At 36.4% G+C, this 26,345-nt stretch carries 26 protein-coding genes and 1 pseudogene; 3 read left to right on the forward strand and 24 right to left on the reverse strand.

All coding sequences use genetic code 11. The features are described 5' to 3' along the window. Window positions 1-169: 169 nt before the first annotated feature. The 23 genes and pseudogenes from BU038_RS07535 to bshC all read right to left on the reverse strand — a co-directional run. Window positions 170-265 (reverse strand): annotated as a pseudogene (locus tag BU038_RS07535) (type I restriction enzyme endonuclease domain-containing protein); the annotation flags it as partial. A gap of 162 nt (window positions 266-427) precedes the next feature. Continuing rightward, complete coding sequence (locus BU038_RS07540; RefSeq protein ID WP_107605499.1) at window positions 428-1,393, reverse strand: exonuclease domain-containing protein; 966 nt, start codon at window positions 1,391-1,393, stop codon at window positions 428-430. A 166-nt stretch (window positions 1,394-1,559) separates the two neighbouring features. After that, complete coding sequence (locus BU038_RS07545) at window positions 1,560-2,477, reverse strand: RluA family pseudouridine synthase (RefSeq protein WP_107605500.1); 918 nt, start codon at window positions 2,475-2,477, stop codon at window positions 1,560-1,562. 12 nt (window positions 2,478-2,489) lie between these two features. Further along, complete coding sequence (lspA, locus tag BU038_RS07550) at window positions 2,490-2,972, reverse strand: signal peptidase II (RefSeq protein WP_107605501.1); 483 nt, start codon at window positions 2,970-2,972, stop codon at window positions 2,490-2,492. 129 nt (window positions 2,973-3,101) lie between these two features. Then, window positions 3,102-3,587, reverse strand: coding sequence for a CHAP domain-containing protein (locus BU038_RS07555; RefSeq protein WP_107605502.1), 486 nt, complete (start codon window positions 3,585-3,587; stop codon window positions 3,102-3,104). A gap of 6 nt (window positions 3,588-3,593) precedes the next feature. Next, window positions 3,594-4,388 (reverse strand): VOC family protein, encoded by a 795-nt coding sequence (locus BU038_RS07560; RefSeq protein WP_107605503.1) that lies wholly within the window; start codon window positions 4,386-4,388, stop codon window positions 3,594-3,596. Between the two features lie 178 nt (window positions 4,389-4,566). Continuing rightward, window positions 4,567-7,314, reverse strand: a complete 2,748-nt coding sequence (ileS, locus tag BU038_RS07565; RefSeq protein WP_107605504.1) for an isoleucine--tRNA ligase — start codon at window positions 7,312-7,314, stop codon at window positions 4,567-4,569. Window positions 7,315-7,547: 233 nt separating this feature from the next. Further along, window positions 7,548-8,162, reverse strand: a complete 615-nt coding sequence (locus BU038_RS07570; protein WP_107605505.1) for a DivIVA domain-containing protein — start codon at window positions 8,160-8,162, stop codon at window positions 7,548-7,550. 26 nt (window positions 8,163-8,188) lie between these two features. Beyond that, the gene (locus tag BU038_RS07575; protein WP_341776693.1) at window positions 8,189-8,962 is read right to left on the reverse strand and encodes an RNA-binding protein; all 774 of its coding nucleotides are present in this window, start codon (window positions 8,960-8,962) and stop codon (window positions 8,189-8,191) included. Window positions 8,963-9,033: 71 nt separating this feature from the next. Then, complete coding sequence (locus tag BU038_RS07580; RefSeq protein WP_002480600.1) at window positions 9,034-9,327, reverse strand: YggT family protein; 294 nt, start codon at window positions 9,325-9,327, stop codon at window positions 9,034-9,036. A gap of 11 nt (window positions 9,328-9,338) precedes the next feature. Continuing rightward, entirely contained in the window at window positions 9,339-9,944 is a 606-nt protein-coding gene (locus BU038_RS07585; protein WP_107605507.1) for a cell division protein SepF, read from the reverse strand. Window positions 9,945-9,949: 5 nt separating this feature from the next. Next, window positions 9,950-10,624 carry a YggS family pyridoxal phosphate-dependent enzyme gene (locus tag BU038_RS07590; protein WP_107605508.1) on the reverse strand — a complete coding sequence of 225 codons (675 nt, stop codon included), beginning with the start codon at window positions 10,622-10,624 and terminating at the stop codon, window positions 9,950-9,952. Between the two features lie 19 nt (window positions 10,625-10,643). Beyond that, on the reverse strand, window positions 10,644-11,432 hold the full coding sequence (gene pgeF, locus BU038_RS07595; RefSeq protein WP_107605509.1) for a peptidoglycan editing factor PgeF: 789 nt from the start codon (window positions 11,430-11,432) through the stop codon (window positions 10,644-10,646). A gap of 222 nt (window positions 11,433-11,654) precedes the next feature. After that, window positions 11,655-12,821: a cell division protein FtsZ gene (ftsZ, locus tag BU038_RS07600; protein ID WP_107605510.1), complete on the reverse strand. Its 1,167-nt coding sequence runs from the start codon at window positions 12,819-12,821 to the stop codon at window positions 11,655-11,657. 29 nt (window positions 12,822-12,850) lie between these two features. Then, entirely contained in the window at window positions 12,851-14,269 is a 1,419-nt protein-coding gene (gene ftsA, locus BU038_RS07605) for a cell division protein FtsA (RefSeq protein ID WP_107605511.1), read from the reverse strand. A 102-nt stretch (window positions 14,270-14,371) separates the two neighbouring features. After that, complete coding sequence (locus BU038_RS07610; RefSeq protein ID WP_107605512.1) at window positions 14,372-15,301, reverse strand: cell division protein FtsQ/DivIB; 930 nt, start codon at window positions 15,299-15,301, stop codon at window positions 14,372-14,374. A gap of 14 nt (window positions 15,302-15,315) precedes the next feature. After that, window positions 15,316-16,665 (reverse strand): UDP-N-acetylmuramoyl-L-alanine--D-glutamate ligase, encoded by a 1,350-nt coding sequence (gene murD, locus BU038_RS07615; RefSeq protein ID WP_107605513.1) that lies wholly within the window; start codon window positions 16,663-16,665, stop codon window positions 15,316-15,318. A gap of 3 nt (window positions 16,666-16,668) precedes the next feature. Continuing rightward, window positions 16,669-17,634 carry a phospho-N-acetylmuramoyl-pentapeptide-transferase gene (mraY, locus tag BU038_RS07620; RefSeq protein ID WP_107605514.1) on the reverse strand — a complete coding sequence of 322 codons (966 nt, stop codon included), beginning with the start codon at window positions 17,632-17,634 and terminating at the stop codon, window positions 16,669-16,671. An 81-nt stretch (window positions 17,635-17,715) separates the two neighbouring features. Further along, complete coding sequence (locus tag BU038_RS07625) at window positions 17,716-19,869, reverse strand: penicillin-binding protein (protein WP_107605515.1); 2,154 nt, start codon at window positions 19,867-19,869, stop codon at window positions 17,716-17,718. Next, window positions 19,850-20,248, reverse strand: a complete 399-nt coding sequence (gene ftsL, locus BU038_RS07630) for a cell division protein FtsL (RefSeq protein WP_107605516.1) — start codon at window positions 20,246-20,248, stop codon at window positions 19,850-19,852. Before ftsL ends, BU038_RS07625 begins: the two co-directional genes overlap by 20 nt. A 20-nt stretch (window positions 20,249-20,268) precedes the next feature. Next, window positions 20,269-21,204, reverse strand: a complete 936-nt coding sequence (rsmH, locus tag BU038_RS07635; protein WP_023015776.1) for a 16S rRNA (cytosine(1402)-N(4))-methyltransferase RsmH — start codon at window positions 21,202-21,204, stop codon at window positions 20,269-20,271. Between the two features lie 14 nt (window positions 21,205-21,218). Further along, complete coding sequence (gene mraZ, locus BU038_RS07640) at window positions 21,219-21,650, reverse strand: division/cell wall cluster transcriptional repressor MraZ (RefSeq protein WP_107605517.1); 432 nt, start codon at window positions 21,648-21,650, stop codon at window positions 21,219-21,221. Window positions 21,651-21,793: 143 nt separating this feature from the next. Then, window positions 21,794-23,407 carry a bacillithiol biosynthesis cysteine-adding enzyme BshC gene (bshC, locus tag BU038_RS07645; protein WP_107605518.1) on the reverse strand — a complete coding sequence of 538 codons (1,614 nt, stop codon included), beginning with the start codon at window positions 23,405-23,407 and terminating at the stop codon, window positions 21,794-21,796. Window positions 23,408-23,555: 148 nt separating this feature from the next. On the opposite strand from bshC, the gene BU038_RS07650 reads away from it, so the two are divergent. After that, window positions 23,556-24,002 carry an N-acetyltransferase gene (locus tag BU038_RS07650; RefSeq protein WP_107605519.1) on the forward strand — a complete coding sequence of 149 codons (447 nt, stop codon included), beginning with the start codon at window positions 23,556-23,558 and terminating at the stop codon, window positions 24,000-24,002. Between the two features lie 91 nt (window positions 24,003-24,093). Here the strand turns inward: BU038_RS07650 and BU038_RS07655 are convergent, their stop codons facing one another. Next, window positions 24,094-24,774 carry a YjjG family noncanonical pyrimidine nucleotidase gene (locus BU038_RS07655; protein ID WP_107605520.1) on the reverse strand — a complete coding sequence of 227 codons (681 nt, stop codon included), beginning with the start codon at window positions 24,772-24,774 and terminating at the stop codon, window positions 24,094-24,096. A 185-nt stretch (window positions 24,775-24,959) separates the two neighbouring features. Here BU038_RS07655 and BU038_RS07660 point away from each other — a divergent pair, with 185 nt between their 5' ends. Next, window positions 24,960-25,859 carry a hypothetical protein gene (locus BU038_RS07660; RefSeq protein ID WP_107605521.1) on the forward strand — a complete coding sequence of 300 codons (900 nt, stop codon included), beginning with the start codon at window positions 24,960-24,962 and terminating at the stop codon, window positions 25,857-25,859. A 134-nt stretch (window positions 25,860-25,993) separates the two neighbouring features. Beyond that, window positions 25,994-26,173, forward strand: a complete 180-nt coding sequence (locus BU038_RS07665) for a hypothetical protein (RefSeq protein ID WP_107605522.1) — start codon at window positions 25,994-25,996, stop codon at window positions 26,171-26,173. The last annotated feature ends 172 nt before the right edge of the window (window positions 26,174-26,345 follow it).

The raw sequence follows: 26,345 nt of genomic DNA on the forward strand, positions 1-26,345 counted from the left end.
ATATTAACCTATTATGATTCATAAAATATAAAAGAGCCAACAAAACCTTTTTTGCAACAAAACGATTAACATCTTTATATTTTTATTTACAAAAAAATATTTTTCAAATAAAAAAGCATCAGCTACATTCAATTAAGAAGTATTCACTGATACTTTATTATCGTTTTAACTATAAACTACTTACCATTAATTCTGCTTGTTCAACTACTTGTTTTACTGCATCCTTTTCCAAATCTGGTGGATAACTGTATTTTTTTAATAGACGTAAACAGCTTAGCGTATTTTGGTTTTATTAATGTATAACAGATCACATATAAGTTAAAATAATGCGGGGTTTTAATGTTTAACTATAACAATTAGGTCTTCTCCGAAAGTTATATAATATTACTTAGCAAAGGAAAATCAAGTTTAGACTACTTCCTTCCACTTACATTTTTATATTTATTAAATCATAAAATGCATTCTCTGATAAGATTTGTAAATCTTGTCCTTCTAAAATATACTTTTCTGCTTTTCTTAACTTTGTGCTCTTATTACCTTTAACATTTGTAGTGTAGTCAAAATTACCTAATATCAGATAGTTAGTTTTCTTAGTAACACCATTAGCATTAATTCCACCGATATCTGCTATTGTTTGCATCGCTTCTTTTCTTGTCATATATTCTAATTTTCCAGTTAAAACACATACTTTATCATAAAGTAAATTATTAACTTGAATTTTACTAGTATCTCCTACTATATCTTTTGCATTTAAACTTGATGACTTTTTACAAAACTCTATAAAGCTTTGTATTGTTCCATATTCTTTTATAGCGACTTCTCTAAGACTCTCAAAAATTTTAAATGTTAATTCTGCATCAAATGCCGCTCTATGTGCACTACTATATTCAAAATTAAAATATGTAGCTATATCTTTTAATTTATGATGCTTTAACTCTGTTAATAATCTTCTTGATATTCTCAATGTATCCACAAAATCATTATCAAACTTGATATTGTGAACTCGTAATAAGCTATCATATATGAAGTTAATATCAAAATGTGCATTATGTGCTATTACAATAGAGTCGTTGATGAAATTATAAAAATCAATCATCACTTCTTCTTCAAATCGCGCTTCTTCTAACATCTTATTTGTGATACCAGTTAATTCTGTAATGAAACTATCTATTGGATATTGTGGATTGATTAATTCTTGAAATCTTTCTTGTTCTATACCATCTTTATATTTGATAGCAGCAACTTCTATAATTGCATCAACCTGTGTATCAAAACCCGTTGTTTCAATATCAATCACAACATAAGACTCAGGAAAATTTAATGTATTCTTCCCTTTTTCTCTATGTACTAGTGTCTTTGTAGTTATACTATTAATTCCTATTGAAATTTCCAATCTACATTTCAGTCCTCACTTTCTTTATATCTAATTTAAATGAATTTAATCGTTTTAGCCAGAAAATATATTGCTTACTCATTTAATTTTACTTTAAGCAAAAAATCCCTTGAAACGACGAAGTCATTTCAAGGGATTTTCTATTGAATATTAAGTTTGCTTTTATTTACGCATCTCTTGTGCGGATATCTTCAAGGATTTCCTCAAAGTAATCTGGAAGAGGTGCTTTTCTTTCGATATATTCACCAGTTACTGGATGTGTGAAGCCGATGACACCTGCATGAAGTGCTTGACCACCAATATCCATTGTTTTTTTCGGTCCGTATTTCGGATCGCCTACTAATGGATAACCAATGTATTTCATGTGTACACGAATTTGGTGGGTACGTCCTGTTTCAAGTTCGCATTCTACTAATGTGTAGTTGTTAAAGTGTTCTAACACATTAAAGTGTGTAATCGCATCTTTACCATCATCTACAACATCCATAGCTTGACGGTCTACTTTATTACGACCGATTGGCGCATCGATTGTACCGTAGTCATGTGGTATATTACCATGAACTAATGCAGTATATTTACGCGTTACAGTTTTGTCCATGAGTTGTTCAACTAAACCTCTATGCGCAATATCGTTTTTCGCAACCATTAATAAACCTGATGTATCTTTATCGATACGGTGGACAATACCGGGTCTGATTTCACCATTTATACCGCTTAAATCTTTAATTTGATACATTAAACCATTTACAAGCGTTCCGCTGTAATGTCCTGGTGATGGATGCACAACCATACCTTTAGGTTTATAGACAATTGCTACATCTTCATCTTCATAATAAATGTCTAAGTCCAAGTTTTCAGGTTGAATATCCGCTTCAACCGTCTCCTTCTCCGTCACTTGAACTTGATCATTCTTCTTCATTTTATAATTCGCCTTCACCACTTTTTGATTCACTTCAACCAAGCCTTCTTTAATCCAATCTTGGATTTGGCTACGTGACCAATCAGAGTTTTGTTCAGGCAAGAATTTATCTATACGTTGTCCAACGTGTTCATCTTCTGTAATCTGATAATCAAATTGAGTCATTTCAACACTCCTTTACTTCACTTTATTTTTCTTCGAATCAAACAACAACAAAATCAAAATTAAAATGACACCGACAGTCAAACTAGAATCCGCAACATTAAAAATCGGGAAATCATAACCAAAAATATACGTATCAATAAAATCGACCACTTCACCATTTTTCATACGATCGATGAAATTACCTAACGCACCGGCAAATAATAAACTGATTGCCATCTGCATCCAGAAATGACCTCTTGCCTCTTTAATATAGAAATAAGTGAGCAGTCCTAATACAATAATCGTAACTAAAAAGAAAAAGCCCATCTTACCGCTGAGTATACCCCAAGCAGCTCCTGTATTACGATGAGAAGTAATGTTTAAAAATCCTGGAATGACTGAATATGAGTCGCCTACTGACATTGTTTTTACAATATATGCTTTAGTAAATTGATCTAAAATCAGTACTGCTAACGTTACAAATAACGTGGCACCGATGAAATATGATTTTCTCATGTCTTCCTCCTTGAAGCAGCCAGCTCATCTATTGTGTCATCACAATCATGCATACTGACCTTTCACTTCTTCATAACAACATTGTATATTATAACAAATTGCCAGTAGAACAGATACTAAAATTATCAATTAAGCTTCTTTAGTATCTTGTGCCTTTGGATTCTCTTTTGGATGAATATAATGATAGTTTTGAACTTGTTGTGGTTGAATCGTACGTGAAGTTACTTTGTGAGGCGCAACATAATTCATTTCAGTCACATATAATGAGCCATCGTCATTCACATGTTCAATATATGCGACGTGACCTTCTTCACCTCTTGGTGATTGTAAGAGTGATGAGGCTTTAGGTTGTTGATTCACTGTGTAACCCGCTTCTTTCGCTTTCTCTGCCCAGTACTTCGCATCTCCCCAACTTTTACCAATCATATTACCGTCATCTTTTACTTTCTCAAAAACATAATCCGTACATTCTCCATCATCATATGGATTAAATGCCATAGGATCTGGTTTCATCTGTTCGATATAATGTTCAATGTCATCTTGATGGTCAACTGCCACATACGTTGCTCCACCAAGTACGACCAGCATAACACCTGCTGAAATTAGTTTTTTCAATGATTATCAAACTCCTAGATAATTAAATCGAAATGCGATACCGTCCGGTCCTTTAAGCCAAATATGTGTTGTTTCTGGATAATGAAAATCAACTAATGTTAAACCATGCGTATCATCATTTTCCATCCGCTGCATACTAGACATCCAATGATTGACAGCTAAAGTATGATGATAACCGTTTGATGACATAAAGAGTGATGATTTATTCACAAAAGAAGATTCTTCTAAACCAAAATGCGCTAAATAATAATCTTTCACTTCAGAAATACGCACCGTCTTCAAATGTAAATTACCGATCATACTGTCATCTGGAATCCCTTGCCATCCATCACGTGAACGTAAGTTCATCAGTTTTGAGGCATATAAATGTCTTGTATCCATAATCACACGATTTTCTTTATCAAAGTCCCACGTTTCTTCCGGTTGATCTGCATAAAATTCAAAGCCGTTACCTTCAGGGTCTGTAAAATATAATGACGTACTGACATTATGTTCCGCACCGTTTAACGGGATTTCATGTTCTGTTAAGTGTGCCATTAAATCCGCTAGATGCGCATGCGAACCTAAGCGAATGCCGATATGAAATAATCCTGCTTCTGATACCAATGGCTCTCTGCCATCATCTATTTGATGTAACGTAATGCGATGTTTTGAATCTCCTACTTCGTATTGAATAGAAGTATACGTTTCATTAATCACATTAAATCCTAATATCTCTTCATAAAAATGTTTTAAGTTTTCTTTATCTCTTACATTCAACGTCACTCCATTGACGTAATGTTTTTCTCCTAACTGACGCAATGCCGTCGCTCCTTTCTGTCTATTTTCATTGACGTTCCATAAGCGTAATACTCATTATACCGAGTTTTCGACTGAAATACTTAGGATTGGCTCACAGTCTATACACTGAAAAAAGCACTCTGAGGATTAGTCAGAGTGCTTCATTTTTACTTTAAGCTTAGTTTTAACTGTGTTTGATTTATAAAGATTTTACAACTTCTTGGCAACGTGGGCATAAGTGATCTAAGCCGTTTGCTGAGCCAAGTTCAGTGCTGTAGTTCCAGCATCTTTCACATTTTTCACCGTCAGCGTGAACAACTTTGATATTGCCATGATAGTATTCAGTACCATCTTCAACTTTATCTTCTACTTCCACTTGTGACACGATGAATAATTGTTGTAAGTTGTCAAAGTCTTTTAAGAAGCTTGTCGCATCGAAGTGTTCGTTGCTTCCGATGATGACTTTCGCTTCTAATGATTTACCGATAACTTTGTCATTACGTGCACTTTCTAAAGCACGGTTGACATCGTCACGTAATTTCATGAATGTGTTCCATTTTTCAAGTAATGCTGTGTCTGGTTCAACCACTTTAGGCATATTTGCTAAATGTACACTTTCTTCTTCTACATGAGGAATATATGACCAAACTTCTTCAGCTGTATGCGCTAAGATTGGTGCTAGTAATTTAGTCATGCCGACTAAGATTTGGTAAAGTACTGTCTGCATACTGCGACGTTTTGGTGAATCTTGTTTTTCGATATATAAGATATCTTTACCGTAATCTAAGTAGAAGTTACTTAACTCAACGTTGATGAAGTTTTGAACTTCTTGATAGATATTTAAGTAGTCGAAATTATCATAATGTTTGATGATATTCGCTGTGAATTCACGTAAACGATTTAATAAATAACGATCTACTTCTAATAAGTCTGCTTCATCCAACGCATCTGTGCTTGGATTAAAGTCATTAACGTTACCTAACATGAAACGTAATGTGTTACGGATTTTACGATAAACATCCGCAGTTTGTTTTAAGATTTCATCAGAGATACGTACGTCAGATAAGTAGTCTACACTGCTCACCCATAGACGTGCGATATCTGCACCTTTTTGTTTTACGATTTGATCAGGTACGATAACGTTACCTAATGATTTACTCATTTTCTTACCTTCTCCGTCCATAACGAAACCATGTGAAAGTAAGAATTTATAAGGTGATTGACCACGTGTCGCAACTGCAGTTGTGATAGAAGAGTTAAACCAACCACGATATTGGTCACTACCTTCTAAGTAAAGGTCAGCTGGGAATGATAATTCTGGTCTTGTTTCTAATACACCACGGTGTGATGAACCTGAGTCGAACCAAACGTCCATGATGTCTTCTTCTTTTGTGAATTCACCATTTGGACTGCCTGGGTGAGTAAAGCCTTCAGGTAATAAGTCTTTCGCATCACGTTCGAACCATACATTTGAACCATATTTTTCAAATAAGTTCGCCACATGATAGATAACTTCTTTATCCATGATGATGTCGCCATTTTCAGCGTAGAAGACTGGAAGTGGTACACCCCATACACGTTGACGTGAGATAACCCATTCGCCACGGTCACGAATCATGTTGTAGATACGTGTTTTACCCCAGTCGACTTTGAAGTGTGTTTCTTCAATTGCGTCTAAGATATCTTGACGTACTTTACTGATTGAAGCGAACCATTGTGGTGTCGCACGGAAGATAACCGGTTTTTTCGTACGCCAGTCATGTGGGTAACTATGTGTGATGAATTGTAATTTTAATAAAGAACCATTTTCTTTAAGTAAATCTGTGACAGCTTTATTGGCTTTGTCATAGAACATACCTTCGAATTGACCGCCTTCTTCAGTGAAGACCCCTTTATCATCTAATGGGCTGATAACAGGTAAACCATATTTTTGACCGACAATATAGTCATCTTCCCCGTGTCCAGGTGCTGTATGAACGGCACCAGTACCAGCATCAGTTGTAACGTGTAGACCGTTGATTACTAATGATACACGGTCAACGAACGGATGTTGTGTTTCAACATATTCTAATTCTTTACCAGTAAATGTTTTTTCAAGTTCGATTGCGTCTTTATCCCAATCTAATGCTTCAGCAACTTCTTCTACTAAGTCAGTACCTACAACATATTTTTCACCGTTCACTTTATATTGACCATATTTTAATTCTGGGTGAACTGTGATCGCAACGTTTGAAGGTAATGTCCAAGGTGTAGTTGTCCAGATAATGAATTTCGCATCTTCGTCTACAACACCTTTGCCGTCTTTAACGTCAAATGCCACATAGATAGATGGTGAACGTTTATCATGATATTCGATTTCCGCTTCAGCTAATGATGATTCACTTGAAGGTGACCAGTAAACTGGTTTTTTACCTTTATAGATTAAACCACGGTCAGCCATTTCTCCGAATAAACGGATTTGTGCTGCTTCATATTCAGGTTTTAATGTGATGTATGGATCGTTAAAGTCACCATTCACACCTAAACGTTTGAAGTCTTTCTTTTGAATATCGATTTGCTCTAAAGCGAATTCCTTACATAACTCACGGAATTCAGATACAGGCATTTCTTTACGCTTAACACCTTTTTTCGTTAACGCTTGTTCAATTGGTAAACCATGCGTATCCCAACCAGGAACATATGGTGAATAGTAACCTTGCATTGATTTATAACGTACGATAAAGTCTTTTAAAATTTTATTTAAGGCATGTCCCATGTGCAAGTTACCGTTCGCATACGGTGGACCATCATGTAAAATGTAAGTTTCATTTCCCTTATTTTTTTCTAAGATTTTATGATATAAATCTTGTTCGTCCCATTGTTTTTGGATTTCTGGTTCTTTCTTTGGTAATCCCCCTCGCATTGGGAAGTCTGTTTTCGGCATCAATAGCGTTTCTTTGTAGTTCATTAATTTTCACTCCTTAAAATATAAAAAAGAACTCTAAGTTCAATTAACAGGGACGATTAACCGCGGTACCACCCTGATTAACTCAACTTAGAGTTCTCTTCATTCTTACCTATATGATTGGATAAAACAGTGATATAAGAATTAAACATATATTAGGCTCGCACCATCCCTAACTCGCTGTCATGTGATATGTTAACTTAATTCTTACGCGTCTGTTTTATAAAATACAAATATTATTTTTGTTCTTTATCTGCTTCGTTTTGTGCAGGTGTGCCGTCTTGCGCTTCAGCTTGTTGTGCTTGCGCTTGTTGTTTCTCTTGTTCAGTCACATCATTTTGATGTAAATGTTGGAAGTTTTCTTCTGTGACTTGTTGTGCATCTAAGTCATAGTTTAATAAATAATCCCAATCATCATTTTTCAATAAATCTAACTGAGCTTCCACTAACATACGGAAACGAGAACGGAAAATTTTAGATTGACGTTTCATATCTTCTGTTTGGAATGATAAACGTCGTGCTTTTTCCACACCATCATTCACAATGCGATCTGCTTCAGCTTTTGCTGTCGCAATAATCGCTTCTGCTTCTTTTGTCGCAGCCATTTTTGTTTCTTGACTAGCTGCTTGTGCTTGAACTAAAGCGTCACTTACTGATTGTTGTACTTCTTTGTACGCTTTTAAGTTGTTTTCTTTTTCTTCTACAACTGTTTCCAATTGTTTTTTCTGTTCTTTTAAATGTTCAATTTCTTGACTGAGTTGGCTTAAATAATCAGCGACTTCAGTGGGTTCAAGGCCATTCTTAATTCTAGAAAATTCTTTGTTTTTAATTTCATTCGGTGTAAAAGACATCTTATATTGTCCTCCTTAATCATACACTATTTGAATAAAGTTTCATATACTATGCGCAGTTTGTCTTTCTTTGTTTTATGACCGATTTCAGTCACTCTCGCACGGCCATGTCCTTGTATCGACAGCAAATCTCCAGGTTCTAGTTGGAAATCTGGACGTTCAATAATTGTATGATTCACTTTGATACGTTTCTTTTCAATATATTGTTTCGCAATTGAACGCGATTTACGAATCATTTCCTTCAACACAACATCTAAGCGCATCGCGCTGACCGTTGCTTGATGATGCGTCCAATCCTCTTTTGATTGTATCATATCTTCTAGTGGTACTTCATGCAGTTTGACCGGTACACCCTTGATTCGCTTTAATTCCAACATTATATACGATTTAATATTCTTTGTCAAAATAAACTGAATTTTATCGCCTACAATAATATCTCCCAGCTGATCACGCTCAATACTTAAAGACATCAGTGTTCCAAGCACGTTACGATGATCAATGGACGCAAACTTTTCTGGATATTCTAAGTCAAACAGCACTAACTCAAAATCCTCTTCTGTTGGTTCAAAATAATCTGGCGCAATCACTGCACGCTTACGTTCACTAGAGGGACTGCCGCCATTAAACGATACTTGTAAATCTTCAAAACTATTCACAATCACTTCTAAAATATATTGTGCTCTTGGATCTAGAAAGTGTGTTAATACCGGCGCATAATTGCGCTCTGCTTGTTGTACTTTATCCATCAACATCGTGATGATAGGTTGTTCTTCTCTTCTAAAGTGTTGATATATATCTATGTGAATTCACCCCTGACAAAAGAAAAAGGCAGCCTGATTCCAATGAAATTCGGCATACCTTTCATGATTTATTAAACTAATTGTTGCAGAATCAATACGAATATCGCATGTAAGCCTCTTTGGAAGAAAATCAACACAAAGATAGCGGCTAAACTTGAGATATCAATCATACCGATTGGCGGGATAATCTTACGAAACGGTGCTAAAAACGGTTCGTAAATCTTACGTAGGAAACGTCCGAATGCAGAACCTTGTGCATTGGGTATCCATGACATAAAGAAGTATAAAATCATACCCCAGTAATACACTGTCAACAATATCTCTATCGCATTAAATAAGAGCGCTAAAACATTAACTAAACTCATAGCTGGTTACCTCATTCATAATCAAATTCAGACGTATCAATATCTTCTGTAATACTGCCAGCAACTTCTACGTTGTCTGGTGTACATAAGAAAATATCATTGCCGACACGTTGGATGTCTCCGCCGATTGCGTATACTGTTCCACTTAAGAAATCAATAATACGTTTCGCAGAAACATTGTCAATACGTTGTAAATTGACCAATGTCGCACGTCTATTTTTCAACTCATCCGCAATATCTTGCGTATCTGAGAAGACACGTGGCTCGAATAAACACATCTTTGAACTTTCGTGCAAGTTCCCAGCGTTCATATTGACTACATTTCTTGAAGGGTCATTGTTTGTATGATTAGCCATTTGATACTTCCTTTCATTGGAAGACTTCTGCAATCGATTGCTTTGTGTTTGACGTTTAGGGACAGTCTTAATTGCACGCTGTCTTTCATTATAGTAATTGTTATTATTCGTTGTTGATTGCGTTTGCTGCGCTGTTGTAGTAGCTTGTGTTTGAGGTTCTGGTTCAGCTTGTGCAGTATTTTTTGTAAGTTGCTGATGATCAGCAACTTCCTCTTCTTCTTCTATGACAAAAAAATTGTTAAATAGGTCTTTTAAAGCCAATTGGCTCACTCCTCTTTTCCTACTAGTTTAGTACCGATTCGTACGAAGGTTGCGCCTTCTTCTGCAGCAATTTCATAATCATTACTCATGCCCATAGATAATTCAGTGCATGGCGCATAATCTAATTGTTTTGCTTGAATTTCATCACGTTTATTTCTTAATGTTTCAAAAATCTGTCTGATTTCTGCTTCATCTTCTGTATAAGGTGCCATTGTCATCAGACCCACGACTTGAATGTTTTCATATTGTTCAAGTAATTCGATAAATGCATCTACTTCTTCTAAAGCAAGACCGTGTTTACTTTCTTCTTCAGAAACATTCACTTGAACAAAACATTTAACGACATGTGATGCGCGTTTATTGATTTCTTTCGCTAAACTTTTACGGTCTAATGCATGTAAGTAATCAATGTCATCGATGACTTCTTTGACTTTACGTGATTGCAATGTACCGATAAAGTGCATTACCACGTCATCTGGCAATGCTTCACGCTTAGCTTGGAAACCTTCTAAACGATTTTCCCCAAAATGTCTGATGCCAGCATCATATGCTTCTTTAGCTCGCTCTATTGTAACATATTTTGTTACAGCAATCACGTTCGGTCTGGTATCACGATGGACTTTCTCAAGACTATTCGTAATATGTTCGTTGATTTGTTCTAGATTTTGTTTCACATTCATTCCAATTACTCCTTACTTCTTACTGTCCGATAAATGCCAACATACGGCCAGTCTTACTTTTTTCTACCCTATATGAAAAGAATAAGTCTAAATTCTCTGAAGTCGCATAATCTGTTACGTCAATATTTTCACTCGGTATACCTGCTTGGATGAGTAATTGACGATTCGCTTCTTTTAAATCGATGCCGTGACAATCTTCGCCACGTGTTTCAATAAACGTTGATGCATCAACAGGTAACGCTTCAAATTGCGCTTTAATGTCATCATTGATTTCATAACTATTTGACGTTGCCGGACCAATTACGACTTGCAAGTCTTTCAAATCAAAAATAATATGTTCTAAGATTTCTTCTGATATACGACCGACTGTTCCTTTCCAACCTGCATGTGCTAATGCAATAAAATGGTGTTTAGGACTATAGAAATAAACAGGGACACAATCGGCATAGCACATCGTTAATAATACATCTGAATCATATGTGTACATACCGTCTACACCATGCAGTGCATCTGTTAATGAATCAATATTCGTATTCGCATCATCAGTTGTGACTTCCACCACATTTGTACCATGTGTTTGGATCGGGAAAATCCATTGTTTTCTATCATAACCGATTGCATCAGCTATGATATGTTGGTGTGCATGTACATTTTCAGCAGCATCATCGATATATAATGCCATATTAAACGCATTTTCTGGATAAGGACTTTGTCCGCCCTCTCTAGTAGTGAATCCTAATGTAATCCCTTCTGATTTCGCATCAGTATGTTCTAAATAATGTGGTTGCTTAATAAATTTCTCTGGCATGATAATCTCTCCTATTTATAGATTGATGCCTTTTAAACTAGGTTGTTAATTCAATAGTAAAGCTATTTGCGCTTATATTCAAATATATAAAAAGTGTCACCAGATCAATCGATCTGATGACACTTTAGATTATTGTTCTCACTAGACCACTCGATGACCTGTTGCATCTAATCTTGCGTGATACTATGGTTGATTGCTCAATGCAAACTTTATAGAAAGAGATTAACGTCTAGTTCTTCTTGAACGTCTTTCTTCTCTGTTTCTGATGAAGCTTGGAATATCATCTTCTTTAGTAGTGTGTGTTCTTGATTCGCTTGATGATTCAGAACTATGAGATCTTGGCGCATGACCGATACCTTCGTCGCTTGAAGTGCTTGTGCTTGTAGCGCTAGATCCGAAACCTGTATTAGATTGTTTACGTGCATGAGTTGCTGGTTTGTCTTCGAAACCAGTCGCAATTACAGTAACTACGATTTCATCTTGTAATTCAGGGTTGATAACAGTACCGAAGATCATGTTTACATCTTCATCTGCTGCATCTTGTACGATGTCAGCTGCTTCTTGTGCTTCGAATAAAGATAATGATTCTCCGCCTGTAATGTTCATTAGGACACCTTGTGCACCAACGATTGATGTTTCAAGTAATGGAGATGAAATAGCTTTTTTAGCTGCTTCAACTGCGCGGTTTTCACCAGAAGAAACACCGATACCCATTAATGCAGAACCTTGGTTAGACATGATTGTCTTAACGTCTGCAAAGTCAAGGTTTACTTCACCAGATACTGCGATTAAGTCTGAGATACCTTGTACACCTTGGCGTAATACGTTATCTGCTTCTTTGAACGCTTCCATCATTGGTGTTGATTTATCAACGATGTCTAATAAGCGGTCGTTTGGAATTACGATTAATGTATCAACAGCTGCTTTCATTGATTCTACCCCTGCAGCAGCTTGAGTTTGACGTTTACGTCCTTCGAAACTGAATGGGCGTGTAACAACACCTACTGTTAAAGCACCCATTTCTTTCGCGATCTTAGCAACAACTGGTGCAGCACCTGTACCAGTACCGCCACCCATACCAGCAGTTACGAATACCATATCAGCGCCTTGGATAGCGTCTTCGATTTGTTCGCGAGATTCTTCTGCAGCTTTTTTACCGATTTCCGGGTTCGCGCCAGCACCTAAACCACGTGTTAATTTTTCACCGATTTGGATTCTGGACTCAGCTTTAGATAAGTTTAATGCTTGACCGTCAGTATTGATTGAAATAAATTCAACATTGTTCATCCCGTGGTCAATCATTCGGTTTACGGCGTTGTTACCTCCGCCGCCGACACCAATGACTTTTAACGTCGCTAAATGATTAAATCCTTGTTCAAATTCTAACATTTAAATTTCCTCCTAGTTTTAATGGGCAATCAATCAAATAGAGATTTCAATAATTTTTTAAATTTACTTTCTTCTTGTTTCTCATGAGATTGGTCTGAGTTATAATCAGTTTCTTGCTTAGTATTGTGTGTTTCTGGTGTTTCAGAAACTTCGTCTGTTTCAATTGATTCACCTGAAGCAGGTGTTTCATGAGTCGGTTTTGTTTGTTTTTTCTTGAACCAGTCGAAACCGCTTGCTTTTTCAGTATGCGGCTTAGGTTCTGACTCGATTACTTCCTCTTCAAATTCTTCATTATAATGATTACTAATTGTAACATAATCTAATAATTCATCAAAAGTGATACTGCTAGAAATCGTTGAAATTGCAGATGAGAATTCAGGTTTTCTGATTCCCATTTGTGAAGGTGTATGTATTCTTACCTTCTCATTGACCATATCTTGCAATAATTCACGAACACCTAACAAGTTTGCTGAACCACCTGTTACGACAAATCCGCCATTGACTTTCGTCAATCCTAATTCTTGCAGTAAATCAAAGACATTGAAGAAAATTTCTTCGACACGCGCTTCGATAATATCTGCTAAATCTTTTTGCGTAAATTGTGCGTCTTCCTCACTGTCAACTTGTTCAACAGAGAAAACATCTTGATCTGATGCTGAGTTATAGAATGCATGACCATATTGATGTTTTACTTTTTCTGCTGTCGCAAATGAAGTGTTTAGGCCTTGCGCCACATCATCTGTGATATCGCGTCCGCCCATTTCGAATGAATCAGCGTCAACTAACTCGCCACGTTCGTAGAATGCTACTTGCGTTAAATCTTGGCCAATGTCAATCACACATGCGCCTAACTCTTTCTCAGTCGGCGTCAAGATTGAGCCATAGTTGTATGCATCAGAATAAACATCTAATACATCCACACCGCAAGCTTCTACACATTTAATCAAGTTGACAAGAATTGATTTTTGAATCGCGATGACACCTGATTCAACTTTTAATGAATGTCTCGCAATCAATTCTTTCGGATCAGAAACTTCGTTGTCGCCATCTACGATGAAACGAATTGGGAATGTATCTACCACTTCAGTTTCTTCAACGTCGTTTTTATCTCTGATGCCTTCTAACACTGTTTCAATGTGTCTTCCGTTTATTTCAGTATCTTCATAAAATTCAATTTCATTGGTTTCATCATAAACTTCAGTAGCGACAATCGGCAATTTCAAGAATACTTCTTTAATATCAACGCCTGATGCGATTGAAGCTTTCTTAATTGTATCTTTAACAGCTTGTTTTGCTAAATCGAAATCATCGATTAAGCCATTCTTAATTCCGCTTGTATAGGTTTGTCCTGTACCTATCACATTAATTCCATTATGAAATTTTTCGCCTACTATTGTTTTTACACTAGATGAACCAATATCTACACTTACATAGTAATGTTCCTCCATAGATAGGCACCTCCTGACAATTTCTTTAAAAAATACACTATAGTTAGTTTACAATACGTTTCTATGGTTGTGAACTATAAACACATGATATTCAAGACTTTTTTAATTATTTGTACTACTTTCTTTCTGAGTTTTATCTTTTGTTGTCTTATCGTCTTTCATTTGGTCATTAATTTTGTTCAAAGTATCCTGCAATTCATCTTTTGCTTTATCTTCCATCGCTGTACCTTCTTTCAATTTCACACTGCTGTCTGATGATGTTGATGAAGAAGATTTGTATGGAATAAATGAAGCACCGACATATAAATCAATATAACCTGATTTTTTCAATTCACCAGAGTCATCACGTTCTAGTGCGCTGACCATTTCAGGATAATATTTTAATTTGTCCGCAATCGTGCGTATATTACCAATGACTTGAATACCATCTTTCATATACAATCTGATTTTATTGCGGTTATCTTTATCATCTGCGTATTCCACTTCAGAAATCGATTGTCTGATCTCTGTCGGTATTTCCGATAAAGCTTGAATCATTTTATCGCGTCGTGATTCACTAAAGCCTGAAATCACTGGCGCATCATTCGGTACTTGTCCTTTATAATCTTTTAAAATGTGATCATTTGAAAGCACTGGATGATATTTGCCCTTTTCTTCTAACAATCCGACCAATTGATACTCAGAAACATTCACCTCTAAATTATTCGGCAATTTTCTCTTGATCTGTACGTCTTTAACGAAAGGATTTTCTTTCATTTTGTTGATGGCTTTCCCTTTGCCGAACATGTAGATTTTAGTATCTTTCTTTAAATCCAAAGCTTGTTTTGCTTCTTTATCAGAAAGATAATGGTTGCCTTTAACCTCTACATGGTCAATATTACTAATTGGCGTGAACATATACAATACTATCAGAATAATTAATGCTATGAGTGTTCCAAAGATTATAAGTTGAACGCGCCGTTGTTTCGCTCTACGTTTTCGGCGTTTTTCTTTTAAGTACTCTGAATCAATTTTGCGTACTTTGTCTGCCATCCATCATCACCCTCCTACTTCGAAGGGAGATGTGAACGAAAACTGTCGATGAAAACATCTCCTCGTTCTTCAAAAGTATTGTATTGATCCCAACTGGCACATGCTGGTGATAATAAGACCACATCATTCGGTTCAATAATGTCTTGAACTTTCTCCACTGCGTCTTTCACATCTGTTGCACGTACCACATACTTGCCTTGGCTTTCACCAAGCTTTGTCAACTTATCTTGCGTTTCACCAAAGGTCAGCATTGCACGTACATTCTTCATGTATGGAATCAATTCATCAAATCCATTGCCGCGGTCTAACCCGCCACACAACCAAATAATCGGTTGTTCGAATGAATTCAACGCAAATTGTGTTGCTAAAGTATTCGTTGCTTTAGAGTCATTGTAATATTTGTTCGTTTTGTTCGAACCAATATATTGCAAACGGTGTTTGATACCTGAGAATGTCGTCAATGTATGAATCACCGCATCAATTGAAACACCTGCTAAGACTGCTGCTAACACAGCGGCTAAAATATTTTCTAAGTTATGTTCACCAGGAAGCACAATATCATCTTTATGAATAATGCGTAAACCGTTTAAGACAATATAACCATCTTTCATATAGATGCCGTTGACTTCTTGGTTTGTAGAGAAGTAATATGTTTTGGCTTTTAAGTCTTCCGTCTCAATCAAATGACGTTGACTGTAATTACAGATCAAGTAGTCATCTTCAGTTTGGTTTTTATAAATACGACGTTTCGCATCGCGATAGTTTTCTAAAGTTCCGTGATAGTCTAAATGCGCTGAATAGATATTTGTGATAATCGCGATATGCGGACGATACGTATCAATACCAAGTAATTGGAATGATGACAACTCTGTAATCAAGTAATCATCAGCTTTGGCTTCTTGTGCAACTTTAGAAGCTACAAAACCGATATTGCCTGAAAGCAGACCTTTTTGTCTGCTGTTGTCGAACATATCTCCAATTAACGAAGTCGTTGTGGTTTTACCATTTGTACCAGTCACCGCAATAATCGGCGCTTCTGAAATTAAATAACTCAATTCGACTTCAGTTAAGATTTTCAATCCACGCTTTTCTGCTTCTTCAATCAACGGCACTGTATATGGAATCCCTGGATTTTTAACAATGATTGGATTGTCATCCAATAAAGATAATGGATGATGTCCCCCGATGACAGTTAAACCCATTTCTTTCAAATCTTTCGCATGCGGATCTTTAGAAAGGTCCCCGCCATCATTAACAGTGACTTCTGCACCAAGATGGTGTAGTAATTTAGCCGCTTCATATCCGCTTTTCGCTAATCCAACTACTAATACATGTTTTCCTTCTAATCCTTTATATTTAAGCATTGATTAATGCACTCCAATCCATAAACCTATCAAGCCAGTGATGAGTCCTGTAATCCAAAATACCGTTACAACTTTCCATTCATTCCAGCCGCATAATTCAAAATGATGATGCAATGGGCTCATCTTGAAAATACGTTTACCTGTCAACTTGAATGAAGCAACTTGTAAAATCACTGATAATGTTTCAGCGACAAATACAAATCCGACGAACAATAATGAAATTTCCGCGTTTAACATAATTGAAACTGTTGCGATAATACCACCTAAAGCTAAGCTGCCTGTGTCTCCCATGAATACTTTAGCTGGGTTGACGTTATAGAATAAGAAACCAAGCAGTGCGAAGACCATAATAATACAGAATGTACCTACTGCGTGATCGCCAATCATAAAGCTCATAATCGCATACATTGAAAATGCAATGATGGATAATCCTGTCGCTAAGCCATCTAAGCCATCTGTTAAGTTGACCGCGTTAGAGAAGCCGACTTGCCAAAAGACGATGAAGACCACATAAACGACAGAAAGTGGAATTTGTACTGTTGTAAACGGAATGTGAATGCCTGTCGCAAAATGAATCATGTTAAATGTATCACTTAAGATAAAGAAGATAACCGCAATCGCAATTTGTGCTAAGAATTTTTGTTTACTTGTTAATCCTTGGTTATTCTTCTTAACGACAATGATGTAATCATCAATAAAGCCGATTAATCCAAAACCGACTGTCACAAATAACAATAGAATAAACGGATTTGGATTATCTGCAAAGATAATCGCAATTAACGTTGCGACGATAATACTGATTAAGAACGTTAATCCACCCATTGTCGGTGTACCTGTTTTCTTCATGTGGCTTTTCGGGCCTTCTTCACGGATACTTTGACCAAACTTCATCCTTTTCAATGTTGGAATCAGTATGGGTACTAATACTGCTGTAACTAAAAATGCGACAATTGCTAAAACATAAACCATATTGTTCTCCTTGTACATCTTAATTTAATTTTATATGTAAGGTGAGGGATGGATACCAAAAGTATCCATCACCTCTGTATGCTAATCTGCTTGTGGTGCGGACAATTTCACTTCTACTTCTTTTTTATCTTTCAACGGTGTATTCGGACTGATGGATTGTTCAGAAACAAAGCCATTACCTTTCATTTTAACACGAATACCTGTCAATGATTCGAAAGCTAAGACATCATCTTTACTCCAATCTTTCATGTCAGGCATTGTCATGTCACCGTCTGTTTTCATAAAGACTTTACTATGCAGTAATGTCTTTTCATCAGCTTGCGGCAATTGTTGTGCAACCGTATCGCCTTCACCGATGACTACTGGTTTCAAGTCTTTGTTTTTCACAGCTTCTTCAGCTTGATCCACAGACTCGCCTGAAACATTTGGCACTTTACCGAATGAATCTTTAGTCGCTTTTTCACTATCTTTACCGACATTTAAATACTTCAATGTATTTTCCATAATCGGATTAAATGCCGAGCTGACATTCATTTCATAAGCTTCTTGTTTATTTTTCTGAGCTAAGCTCATCCCAGCATAAACAATAATTTCAGGGTTTTTACTTGGCGCATGGCCGATAAAGCTTGAGAAGTATGGATAAGGCCCTTTAACGTAACCGCCGTTTTCAGGGTCAGCTACTTGGGCAGTCCCTGTTTTACCGCCGATACGATAACCTTTGACTCTGAAGTTTTGTGCATGACTTTTCTTGCTGTTTACTACCAAGTCTAGTTCTTTCTTCACTTTCTTTGCTGTATCTTCCGTAATCGGTTTACCAGCAAATTCTTTTTCGCCTTTATATAGTGTATCGTTTTTAACCGGATTGTCTATACTACTTACGAACCAAGGTTTAACCATATTTCCTTTATTAAAGAATGCAGTTTGTGCTTGCAGCATTTGGATAGGAGTGACTGTTGTAGATTGTCCGAATGCTGTTGTTTTTTGTTGTAATTCATTATCCCAAGCTATACCGCCTGCTGCTTCGCCATCGAACATACCGCCTGTCGGTTTACCGAAACCGAATTTTTCATACCATGATTTCATCTTGTCAGAGCCGACCATATCTTGAAGCTGCATCATTAAGGTGTTAGATGAATAAGTGAAACCAAGACTCATTGGAATTTTACCCCAACCTGTGTTGTTCCAGTCAGAGATTTCAGAACCCATGATATCTCGATGACCTGATTTATATTCTTTATCTGGTTTGAACTTGCCTTCTTGAATTGCGGCTGCTAAACCATAAGTTTTAAACGTTGAACCAGGTTCATACGTATTTTGGTATAAGTCATTCGCCCATTTCTTACCGAAGTCTTTCCCTGTTTCGGGGTTGAATGTCGGACGTTGACTGAACGCTAAGATTTCACCTGTATGTGCATCCATAACGACCGCAAAGGCATCTTTTGGTGCGAAACGATCATCTAATTTATTTAAGGCTTCCTCTACAAAGACTTGAATGTTTGAATCAATCGTTAGATGCACATCATCCCCGCGTTGCGGTGCTACCTCTTGTTTAGAATTTGGTGCGATATAGCCCCAAATATCATGTACATAAGATAACATCCCACGTTTACCGGATAAATAGCTGTCGAAGATCTTTTCAACACCCATGGCACCTTTTAATTCTCCATTATCTGGATTCTTTTGCGCCATTCCGATTAAATGAGAAGCAAAGTTGCCATTAGGGTAGAAACGTTCCGTTTCAGGGTATAGTGCAATACCAGGCAATTTCATTTTTTTAATTTTATCTTTTTGTTGATATGTTAAGTTACTACCCTTACGGCCGAACTCAACTTGGAACGCTTTTTTGTTATCTAACGCTTTTTCGATTTCTTTAGGTTCCATATCGATAACAGACGCTAGTTTCTTAGCTGTTTCTTTCTTATCGACTACGTGACGTGGTTTATCTGAACCTTCATCAGCTTTCTTACTGACAACAGCTGTCAGTTTAAAGCGTTCAACATCTTCTGCGAGGACTTTGCCATTTCTGTCATAAATCTTTCCTCGTTCAGGTTGTTGTTGAGTTTGAACTAAATATTTTTCATTGGCTTTCATAATTAAGTCTTGTCCTGAAGAATGCCCAGTCAACATGACAAAGGCATACCTTAAAACCAATAGAAAAAAGAGCAGTCCGAACAAGCTGACGAGGAGGACTGCCCCTATTTTATTTTTTTTAATTTTAATTTTTCGCTTCGGCATTATTACGCACTACCTTTACATTATCGTTCTTTAAGCTCATGCCTTGTTTTTGAGCTTTATCGTAAATGCGTTCGTAAGAAGAGTTCTTTTTGATTTCTGATTTTAATGCGCTGTTCTGACTTGATTGTTGTTCGATTTTATAATCTAAATCAGCAATTTTACCCTTAGTATCATAAGCATCCATTTTTAATGAAAGTATATAAATACTGATCATTGCAATCACTGCGACTAAAGATATGTATAATACCTTCTCAAATTTAGTGAGTTGTACGACAACTTTACGCTTAACTTTCTTAGTCGGCGATGGATTGACTTCTGGGGTTTGTCTGGCGGGTTCATAATGTTCGGTATATGGTTCATATATTCTTTCTACAGCCATAGCAGCTTGTCACTCTCCTATCATTTTAAAATCTCTGCTACACGCAATTTCGCACTGCGAGCGCGGTTATTTTCTGCTAAATCATCATCTGTTGCTGTAATCGGTTTGCGGTTAACACGTTTTAATTTCGGTGTATATTCCTCAGGAATAATAGGTAAACCACGGGGAACTTCAGGGCCCTTTTCATATTCTTGGAAAATTTGTTTGCACAAACGATCTTCCAACGAATGGAAAGTAATCACTGAAATGCGTCCGTGTACTTTGACTCTTTCAATTGCTTGCTCTAATGAGTCCTCGAAAGCTTTCAATTCATCATTTACAGCAATTCTGATAGCTTGGAAGACACGCTTCGCAGGATGCCCGCCTTTACGTCTTGCTTTAGCAGGAATACCTTCTTTAATTACGTCAACCAGCTGTAAAGTTGTTTCAATGGGTTCATGTTCTCTTGTTTTTTCAATTCTTCTGGCAATCTGTTTAGAGAATTTCTCTTCACCATAACGATAGAAGATTCTGACTAAACTTTCATAAGGCCAGTCATTCACAACTTCATAAGCTGATAAAGGTTGTGTCTGGTCCATACGCATATCTAATCTAGCATCTTGGTGATAACTGAATCCTCGCTCCGGCACGTCTAACTGTGGGCTTGAAACGCCTAAGTCATAATAAATGCCGTCTACTTTGTCAATGTTCAAATCATCAAGGATTTGATTGATTTCTCTGAAATTACTGTGCACAAATGTGACACGGTCTAAGTGGTCCTTTAAGACCTCTTTTGCATTTTCAATTGCTGTCATATCTTGGTCTATCGCAATCAAATGTCCTTTGTCATTGAGTTGATTTAATAAATAAAGGGCATGGCCTGCTCCACCAAGTGTACAGTCTACATACACACCATCTTCTTTTATATTTAATTCGTCAATGGTTTCTTTTAACATGACACTTACGTGATGAAACACTTTCATTCCTCCATTTAAAAATCAAAATCTATCAAATCTTCAGCGATATCTTCGAAACTGTCTTCAGATTCTTCATAGAAAGCATTCCATGTAGCTCTGTCCCAAATTTCGATACGGCTAGAAACACCGATCACTGTACATTCTTTAGTTAAATTAGCGTACTCCCTTAAATTTTTAGGAATATTGATACGCCCTTGTTTATCAAGTTCCATTTCAACAGCACCTGAGAAGAACATACGCATAAACTTACGTGCGTCTCGTTTTGTCATCGGTAATGACTTCATTTTCTCCTCAATATTCTGCCATTCTTCCATAGTGTAACCGAACAAACATTTATCAAGGCCTCTGGTAATAATAAAACGTTCATTCAATTCATATCTGAATTTAGATGGTACAATCATGCGTCCTTTTGCGTCTAATTGGTGTTCGTACTCACCCATGAACATTTATATCACCTCACCTTATTTATAATTTACCACAACTCACCACTATCCTCCACTATTTATGTGAACATATCAAAAAAAATTCATTTTTAGCATAAAAATAGCCCGCGCTCAAGACTGCGAGCACGGGCTAAACCCTTGATTCCCTAAGGTTTGATAATTATTTGATTTAAAGTGTAACGAAGTGGTGGATAGGTGGAGGGACTGAACACATCCATCCCAAAATCATTCATAATTTGTAACGCATTCCATATTCTTTCTTGAAGACCGCCCATCGGGTGGAGGGCATCGTTAATTTCCCTGAAATGTTTCATGCTGATCGCATTTTCTCTCTCAATATTATGGAAGTAACGCTTTCTGAGATAATCATACTGCGTATGATGAATTTGATTGTTTTTAATCACTAAATTCTTATTATCTTCATTATCCTTTACTTCAGCTAATAATTGCTTATAGACTTCCTGCTGGTTCTCTTGAAGCGCGTCTAATTGTTCTAAGAAACTGTCAGATGCATGCGCTCTGATAAACTTATTCTTCTCGTCATCAATACCATCTGTAATCACATCTTCAGCGTTGATTTCATATCGATTCAATAATTTTTCTACACGTTGTGTTAAATACGTAATTTTCATTCGCGGCAAGACAATCGGCATGTCTACACCTAAGACATCAAATGCGCCTTTTAACTCTGCCCAGTATTTAATCTCACTTGGACCACCGATAAAGCTGAGCGTATTGAACAGCCATTCTTCCATAATCGGTCGTGTCACAACGTTATTTGAAAATCGTTCTGGTTCTTGTTCTAAGATTTCAAGCAATTCTGCTTCTGTATAAGCAGTTTGAGACTTACTTGTATAGAACTTACCGTCTTCAAAAGTTAATAACTGACGCATGTCTTCTTCATGTAAAAATAAGTGCACATTCGTGTCAGTTTGAATCATCTGACTGAACCCTGCTTCGACTGTACGTTCTTGTTGCTGTCTAAAGGCTTTATCTACCGCTTCGTGTTGCTTCAACATTTCTTTTAAAATCGGTTGCTCAAGCTGACGTAATTTAGGATCTTGAGCATCAATAAGCAATACACCATAATCTTTAAAGACTGTATGCAATAAAGCTTTAAACATATCCGTCCATGTTTCATAATTTTGAATGATAGACAACATCGTTTCATGTAAGACTTTCGTATGTTCTGTTTCTTGAAGCTGTCCCATAAATTGATCTAATGCTTTGATTAAAGCTTCTTTATCAGGCGTATAGCGTGAAACGTTGCTTTCAGGTGGTGTCATGGTATGATACTTCACCTTCTGCAACATGGCTTTATGTGGATTAAACACATACGTGTGATTCACTTCATCAAAGTCGTGGTCCTCTCCGGCAATCCAAAAGACCGGCACAACTTCCTTTTGATATTCATCTTCAACTTGAAGACTTAAATTAACAATCGATAATATTTTATGAAAAGTATACAGCGGTCCCCCGAACAACCCTGCTTGTTGTCCACCGATGACTACTTTAGCTCCTCGACTTAATTTATCAATACTCTCTCTTTGTTGATCAGATAAATCTAAATCTGACATATATTCACCAATAATAGAAGCTAGTACCTTCTCCCTGCCATTGCTTGGCTGATTTAAAGCTTCTTTAAAGCTTTCAGGAGACATCGCATCATATTGGTAAAATGAATTAAGCACTGAATCGCTATGTTTTAATTTTGTCAGAAACTGATCATTCTCATTGATATTTGCGGTTAAACAATCCATACACTTTTCTCCTTAACTACTGTGTTTTCTCAATCATAGTATAATGTCTATTTCTATATAACACAATTTAACGGCTTATCGTATTCAATGCGTGTAAGCGCTATTTATTATATAATATACTCAAGAAAACAAAAGGGGGAGAAATAAAATGGGCAACATTAAACACTTAGATATTAACTATAAGACGGATGAATTGTTTGAGAACTTTAGAGAAACAAGTAATCCTAGCCTCGCCTTTATCGATGAATTTGCGGGTGAAATGATTGACGCAAGTTCAGAATCACCATTTTACGGCATTTTTGTCGGGGAGAAAATTGCAGCTAGAATGGCGTTATATGAAAATGGCGAAGTTGAAGAACAATACTTCCCTGACTACGATCATTACTTAGTACTATGGAAACTTGAAGTATTACCTAATTATCAATCAAGAGGTCTGGGCACAGAATTAGTAAATTTTGCGAAAGAGAAACACTTACCTATTAAAGCAATCGCAAGAAACCAATCTAAAGATTTCTTTATCAGACATGGTTTCAAAGATGTTGAAGCGAAAAACCCTGAAGGTTATGACGTATTGATTTGGGAACCAGGCCACTAAAACCTGATTAATCTCAAACAAATAATACAAATTCAATATGAACAACACAGAAATACGGTCTTGCATGTGGTGATGCAAGACCGTATTTCTATTATAAAATCGATTTGATTTCGTTTAAATTTTTAATTTCATAGTCTGGTTGAATCTGCGTGGTGTTTTCTTTTCCTCTATAGTTAAACCAGCATGTCGCAACCCCTGCGTTAATACCGCCTTGAATATCAGATGTTAACGAATCACCGATAATCAATGTACGTTCACGATTCGCATCAATACGGTCAAATACATAATCAAAGAATTCCGGCATAGGTTTTTGGAAACCTGTCACTTCTGAAATAAAAATATCATTAATCATTGATTCAAGCGGTGTTTGTGTTAATCTGCGTAATTGCGTATCTTCTACACCATTTGTCACGATATAAAGCTGCGCATGATCAGCCATATATCGGATTGCTTCTAACGTATCAGGAAAATACTTTACCGGTGCCGTCGCAAGACCATCACGGAACATCACATCCGCTTCATGTCCATTCACTTTCATCCCAAAACGATTAAAATAATTAATAAAACGCTCAGTCAGCACTTCATCTTTCGTTAATTTATTCTCCTGAAACGCTTCCCAATGCGCTTGGTTCACTTCTTTAAATAACGCTAAATTTTGATGTGTCGGATCTAATTGATATTCTTTGGCTAAATGAAAGAATGCTTGGTCTTCTGCATCATGAAAGTCCACAATCGTATCATCAAAATCTAACAGTATCGTTTCATACTTCATTGTTTCACCCCCATTATTCCTCATGGTAGTTGAATTTATAATATCTTGCAATAGCACTATACACACCTTACAAAATTTAAGCAATTAACCCATCTAACATTTAATTGTGAAACTATATTTTGTTAGATATACTAAAGAATATAAACAAACATCAATCACCTATTTGGGAACGGGAGGATAAAAATATGACCTTCAATGCCACTACCTTTTTAACACTATGGTTGCTTTTCACCCTTATCTTTATTATCTTTTTATTCTTCACACTGAACGCCTTAGGCAAACAAAGCAGGTACAAATTCAAATTGACCGTTACACTCACTTCTTTACTACTAGGACTCATTTGTTTTGCGGGTATCTTTACGGATCAATCACTCTACAAAAACATCAATACCAAATCCTCTTTCAAAGATAAACTGTCCTTCTTAGACAACAAAGATAAACCAAAGCCTGCACCCGAACCAAAACAAGATACAAATCAAAAGCAAGATTCAGAACATCACTATTCTCGTGATGAAGTTAAAGCTAAAGGCTATGAATATGAACATGATTATTTTCCAGTAGATTTCAAACCTACAACATCTTCAAGTAAAACTATCAAATCAAAAGCTGAAGCATTAAAAGTAGGCCAAGATATTGAGCCGGGTTATTACCGTATTACTCCTACCGGCAAATCACCATCTGGAATTATTACTATGAAAAATCCTTTTGATAAAGAAGCAGAGAGTCAATTCCTTTCAATAACTTCTGGACCCTCTTCATTAACAACGTATCTTGTCGAAGACCACACACTCGTTTTAAATGAAAAAGAAAAAGCAAATCACACTGCATATATCATTACGCCAGAAAAACATAAGATGCGTACAAGTCTCACACCAGGTACTTATATCGTCGGTACCGATGTTAAACCTGGTAAGTATAAAATCAAATCAGATAACAGTGGGAACTTTATCGTGACAAGCAATAAAAAAGATGGTCCTAAATATAATGAAATCTTAAAAAAGAACTTCACCAAGTCTGTTTCACTCGATAAAGGAGACATTATTTATATTAAAGGACGTCCTATAGTGAAACTCTCGCCTCAATAGCTCATTTGCCTATCGTTATTAGCTGGCGTATAATTAAGTTCGCATGTATTTAAAATACCCTTAGGATATAAACGATTGATTAAGGGTAAATACATTATAAGAGATGTATTAATGTTTAAAGGGAGTTGAATTCAATGAATCCACGTTTAAAACGCGCGTATCAGTCATATTTCGAGAAGTTTGGTGAACAACCACCGAAACCTTATATGAGTACTTTAAGTGAATACGAACAAGAAGAAATCATCAACCAACGTCTTAGAACAAACACAAAATTCTCAGACGACAAGTACTATACAAAAATAACAGTTAGATAAATTCGATCTATTAAAAAGATGTGCCTTGGTTGGTGCATCTTTTTTGTTATTCATCACCTTTAAACTCTTCTAACAAATTTGCCCTATCGAAAATCTCTCCATGGCAATTATTTATAACAAAAAAACCAAAATTACAATCAGTTAACTTAATTTAACTACAATAACCAAAAAG

Source organism: Staphylococcus simulans, from assembly GCF_003043455.1.
Lineage (GTDB): Bacteria > Bacillota > Bacilli > Staphylococcales > Staphylococcaceae > Staphylococcus > Staphylococcus simulans_A.

Excerpts from the sequence above, each read along its gene's own strand:
- bshC (WP_107605518.1), bottom strand. The coding sequence starts at position 23,407 with ATGGATTGTTTAACCGCAAATATCAATGAGAATGATCAGTTTCTGACA.
- murD (WP_107605513.1), bottom strand. The coding sequence starts at position 16,665 with ATGCTTAAATATAAAGGATTAGAAGGAAAACATGTATTAGTAGTTGGA.
- BU038_RS07650 (WP_107605519.1), top strand. The coding sequence starts at position 23,556 with ATGGGCAACATTAAACACTTAGATATTAACTATAAGACGGATGAATTG.
- mraZ (WP_107605517.1), bottom strand. The coding sequence starts at position 21,650 with ATGTTCATGGGTGAGTACGAACACCAATTAGACGCAAAAGGACGCATG.
- BU038_RS07545 (WP_107605500.1), bottom strand. The coding sequence starts at position 2,477 with ATGACTCAATTTGATTATCAGATTACAGAAGATGAACACGTTGGACAA.
- pgeF (WP_107605509.1), bottom strand. The coding sequence starts at position 11,432 with ATGCCAGAGAAATTTATTAAGCAACCACATTATTTAGAACATACTGAT.
- BU038_RS07655 (WP_107605520.1), bottom strand. The coding sequence starts at position 24,774 with ATGAAGTATGAAACGATACTGTTAGATTTTGATGATACGATTGTGGAC.
- BU038_RS07610 (WP_107605512.1), bottom strand. The coding sequence starts at position 15,301 with ATGGCAGACAAAGTACGCAAAATTGATTCAGAGTACTTAAAAGAAAAA.
- BU038_RS07570 (WP_107605505.1), bottom strand. The coding sequence starts at position 8,162 with ATGTCTTTTACACCGAATGAAATTAAAAACAAAGAATTTTCTAGAATT.
- BU038_RS07660 (WP_107605521.1), top strand. The coding sequence starts at position 24,960 with ATGACCTTCAATGCCACTACCTTTTTAACACTATGGTTGCTTTTCACC.
- ftsL (WP_107605516.1), bottom strand. The coding sequence starts at position 20,248 with ATGGCTGTAGAAAGAATATATGAACCATATACCGAACATTATGAACCC.
- mraY (WP_107605514.1), bottom strand. The coding sequence starts at position 17,634 with ATGGTTTATGTTTTAGCAATTGTCGCATTTTTAGTTACAGCAGTATTA.
- BU038_RS07590 (WP_107605508.1), bottom strand. The coding sequence starts at position 10,624 with ATGAATGTGAAACAAAATCTAGAACAAATCAACGAACATATTACGAAT.
- BU038_RS07665 (WP_107605522.1), top strand. The coding sequence starts at position 25,994 with ATGAATCCACGTTTAAAACGCGCGTATCAGTCATATTTCGAGAAGTTT.
- ileS (WP_107605504.1), bottom strand. The coding sequence starts at position 7,314 with ATGAACTACAAAGAAACGCTATTGATGCCGAAAACAGACTTCCCAATG.
- BU038_RS07625 (WP_107605515.1), bottom strand. The coding sequence starts at position 19,869 with ATGCCGAAGCGAAAAATTAAAATTAAAAAAAATAAAATAGGGGCAGTC.
- lspA (WP_107605501.1), bottom strand. The coding sequence starts at position 2,972 with ATGAGAAAATCATATTTCATCGGTGCCACGTTATTTGTAACGTTAGCA.
- ftsZ (WP_107605510.1), bottom strand. The coding sequence starts at position 12,821 with ATGTTAGAATTTGAACAAGGATTTAATCATTTAGCGACGTTAAAAGTC.
- ftsA (WP_107605511.1), bottom strand. The coding sequence starts at position 14,269 with ATGGAGGAACATTACTATGTAAGTGTAGATATTGGTTCATCTAGTGTA.
- BU038_RS07580 (WP_002480600.1), bottom strand. The coding sequence starts at position 9,327 with ATGAGTTTAGTTAATGTTTTAGCGCTCTTATTTAATGCGATAGAGATA.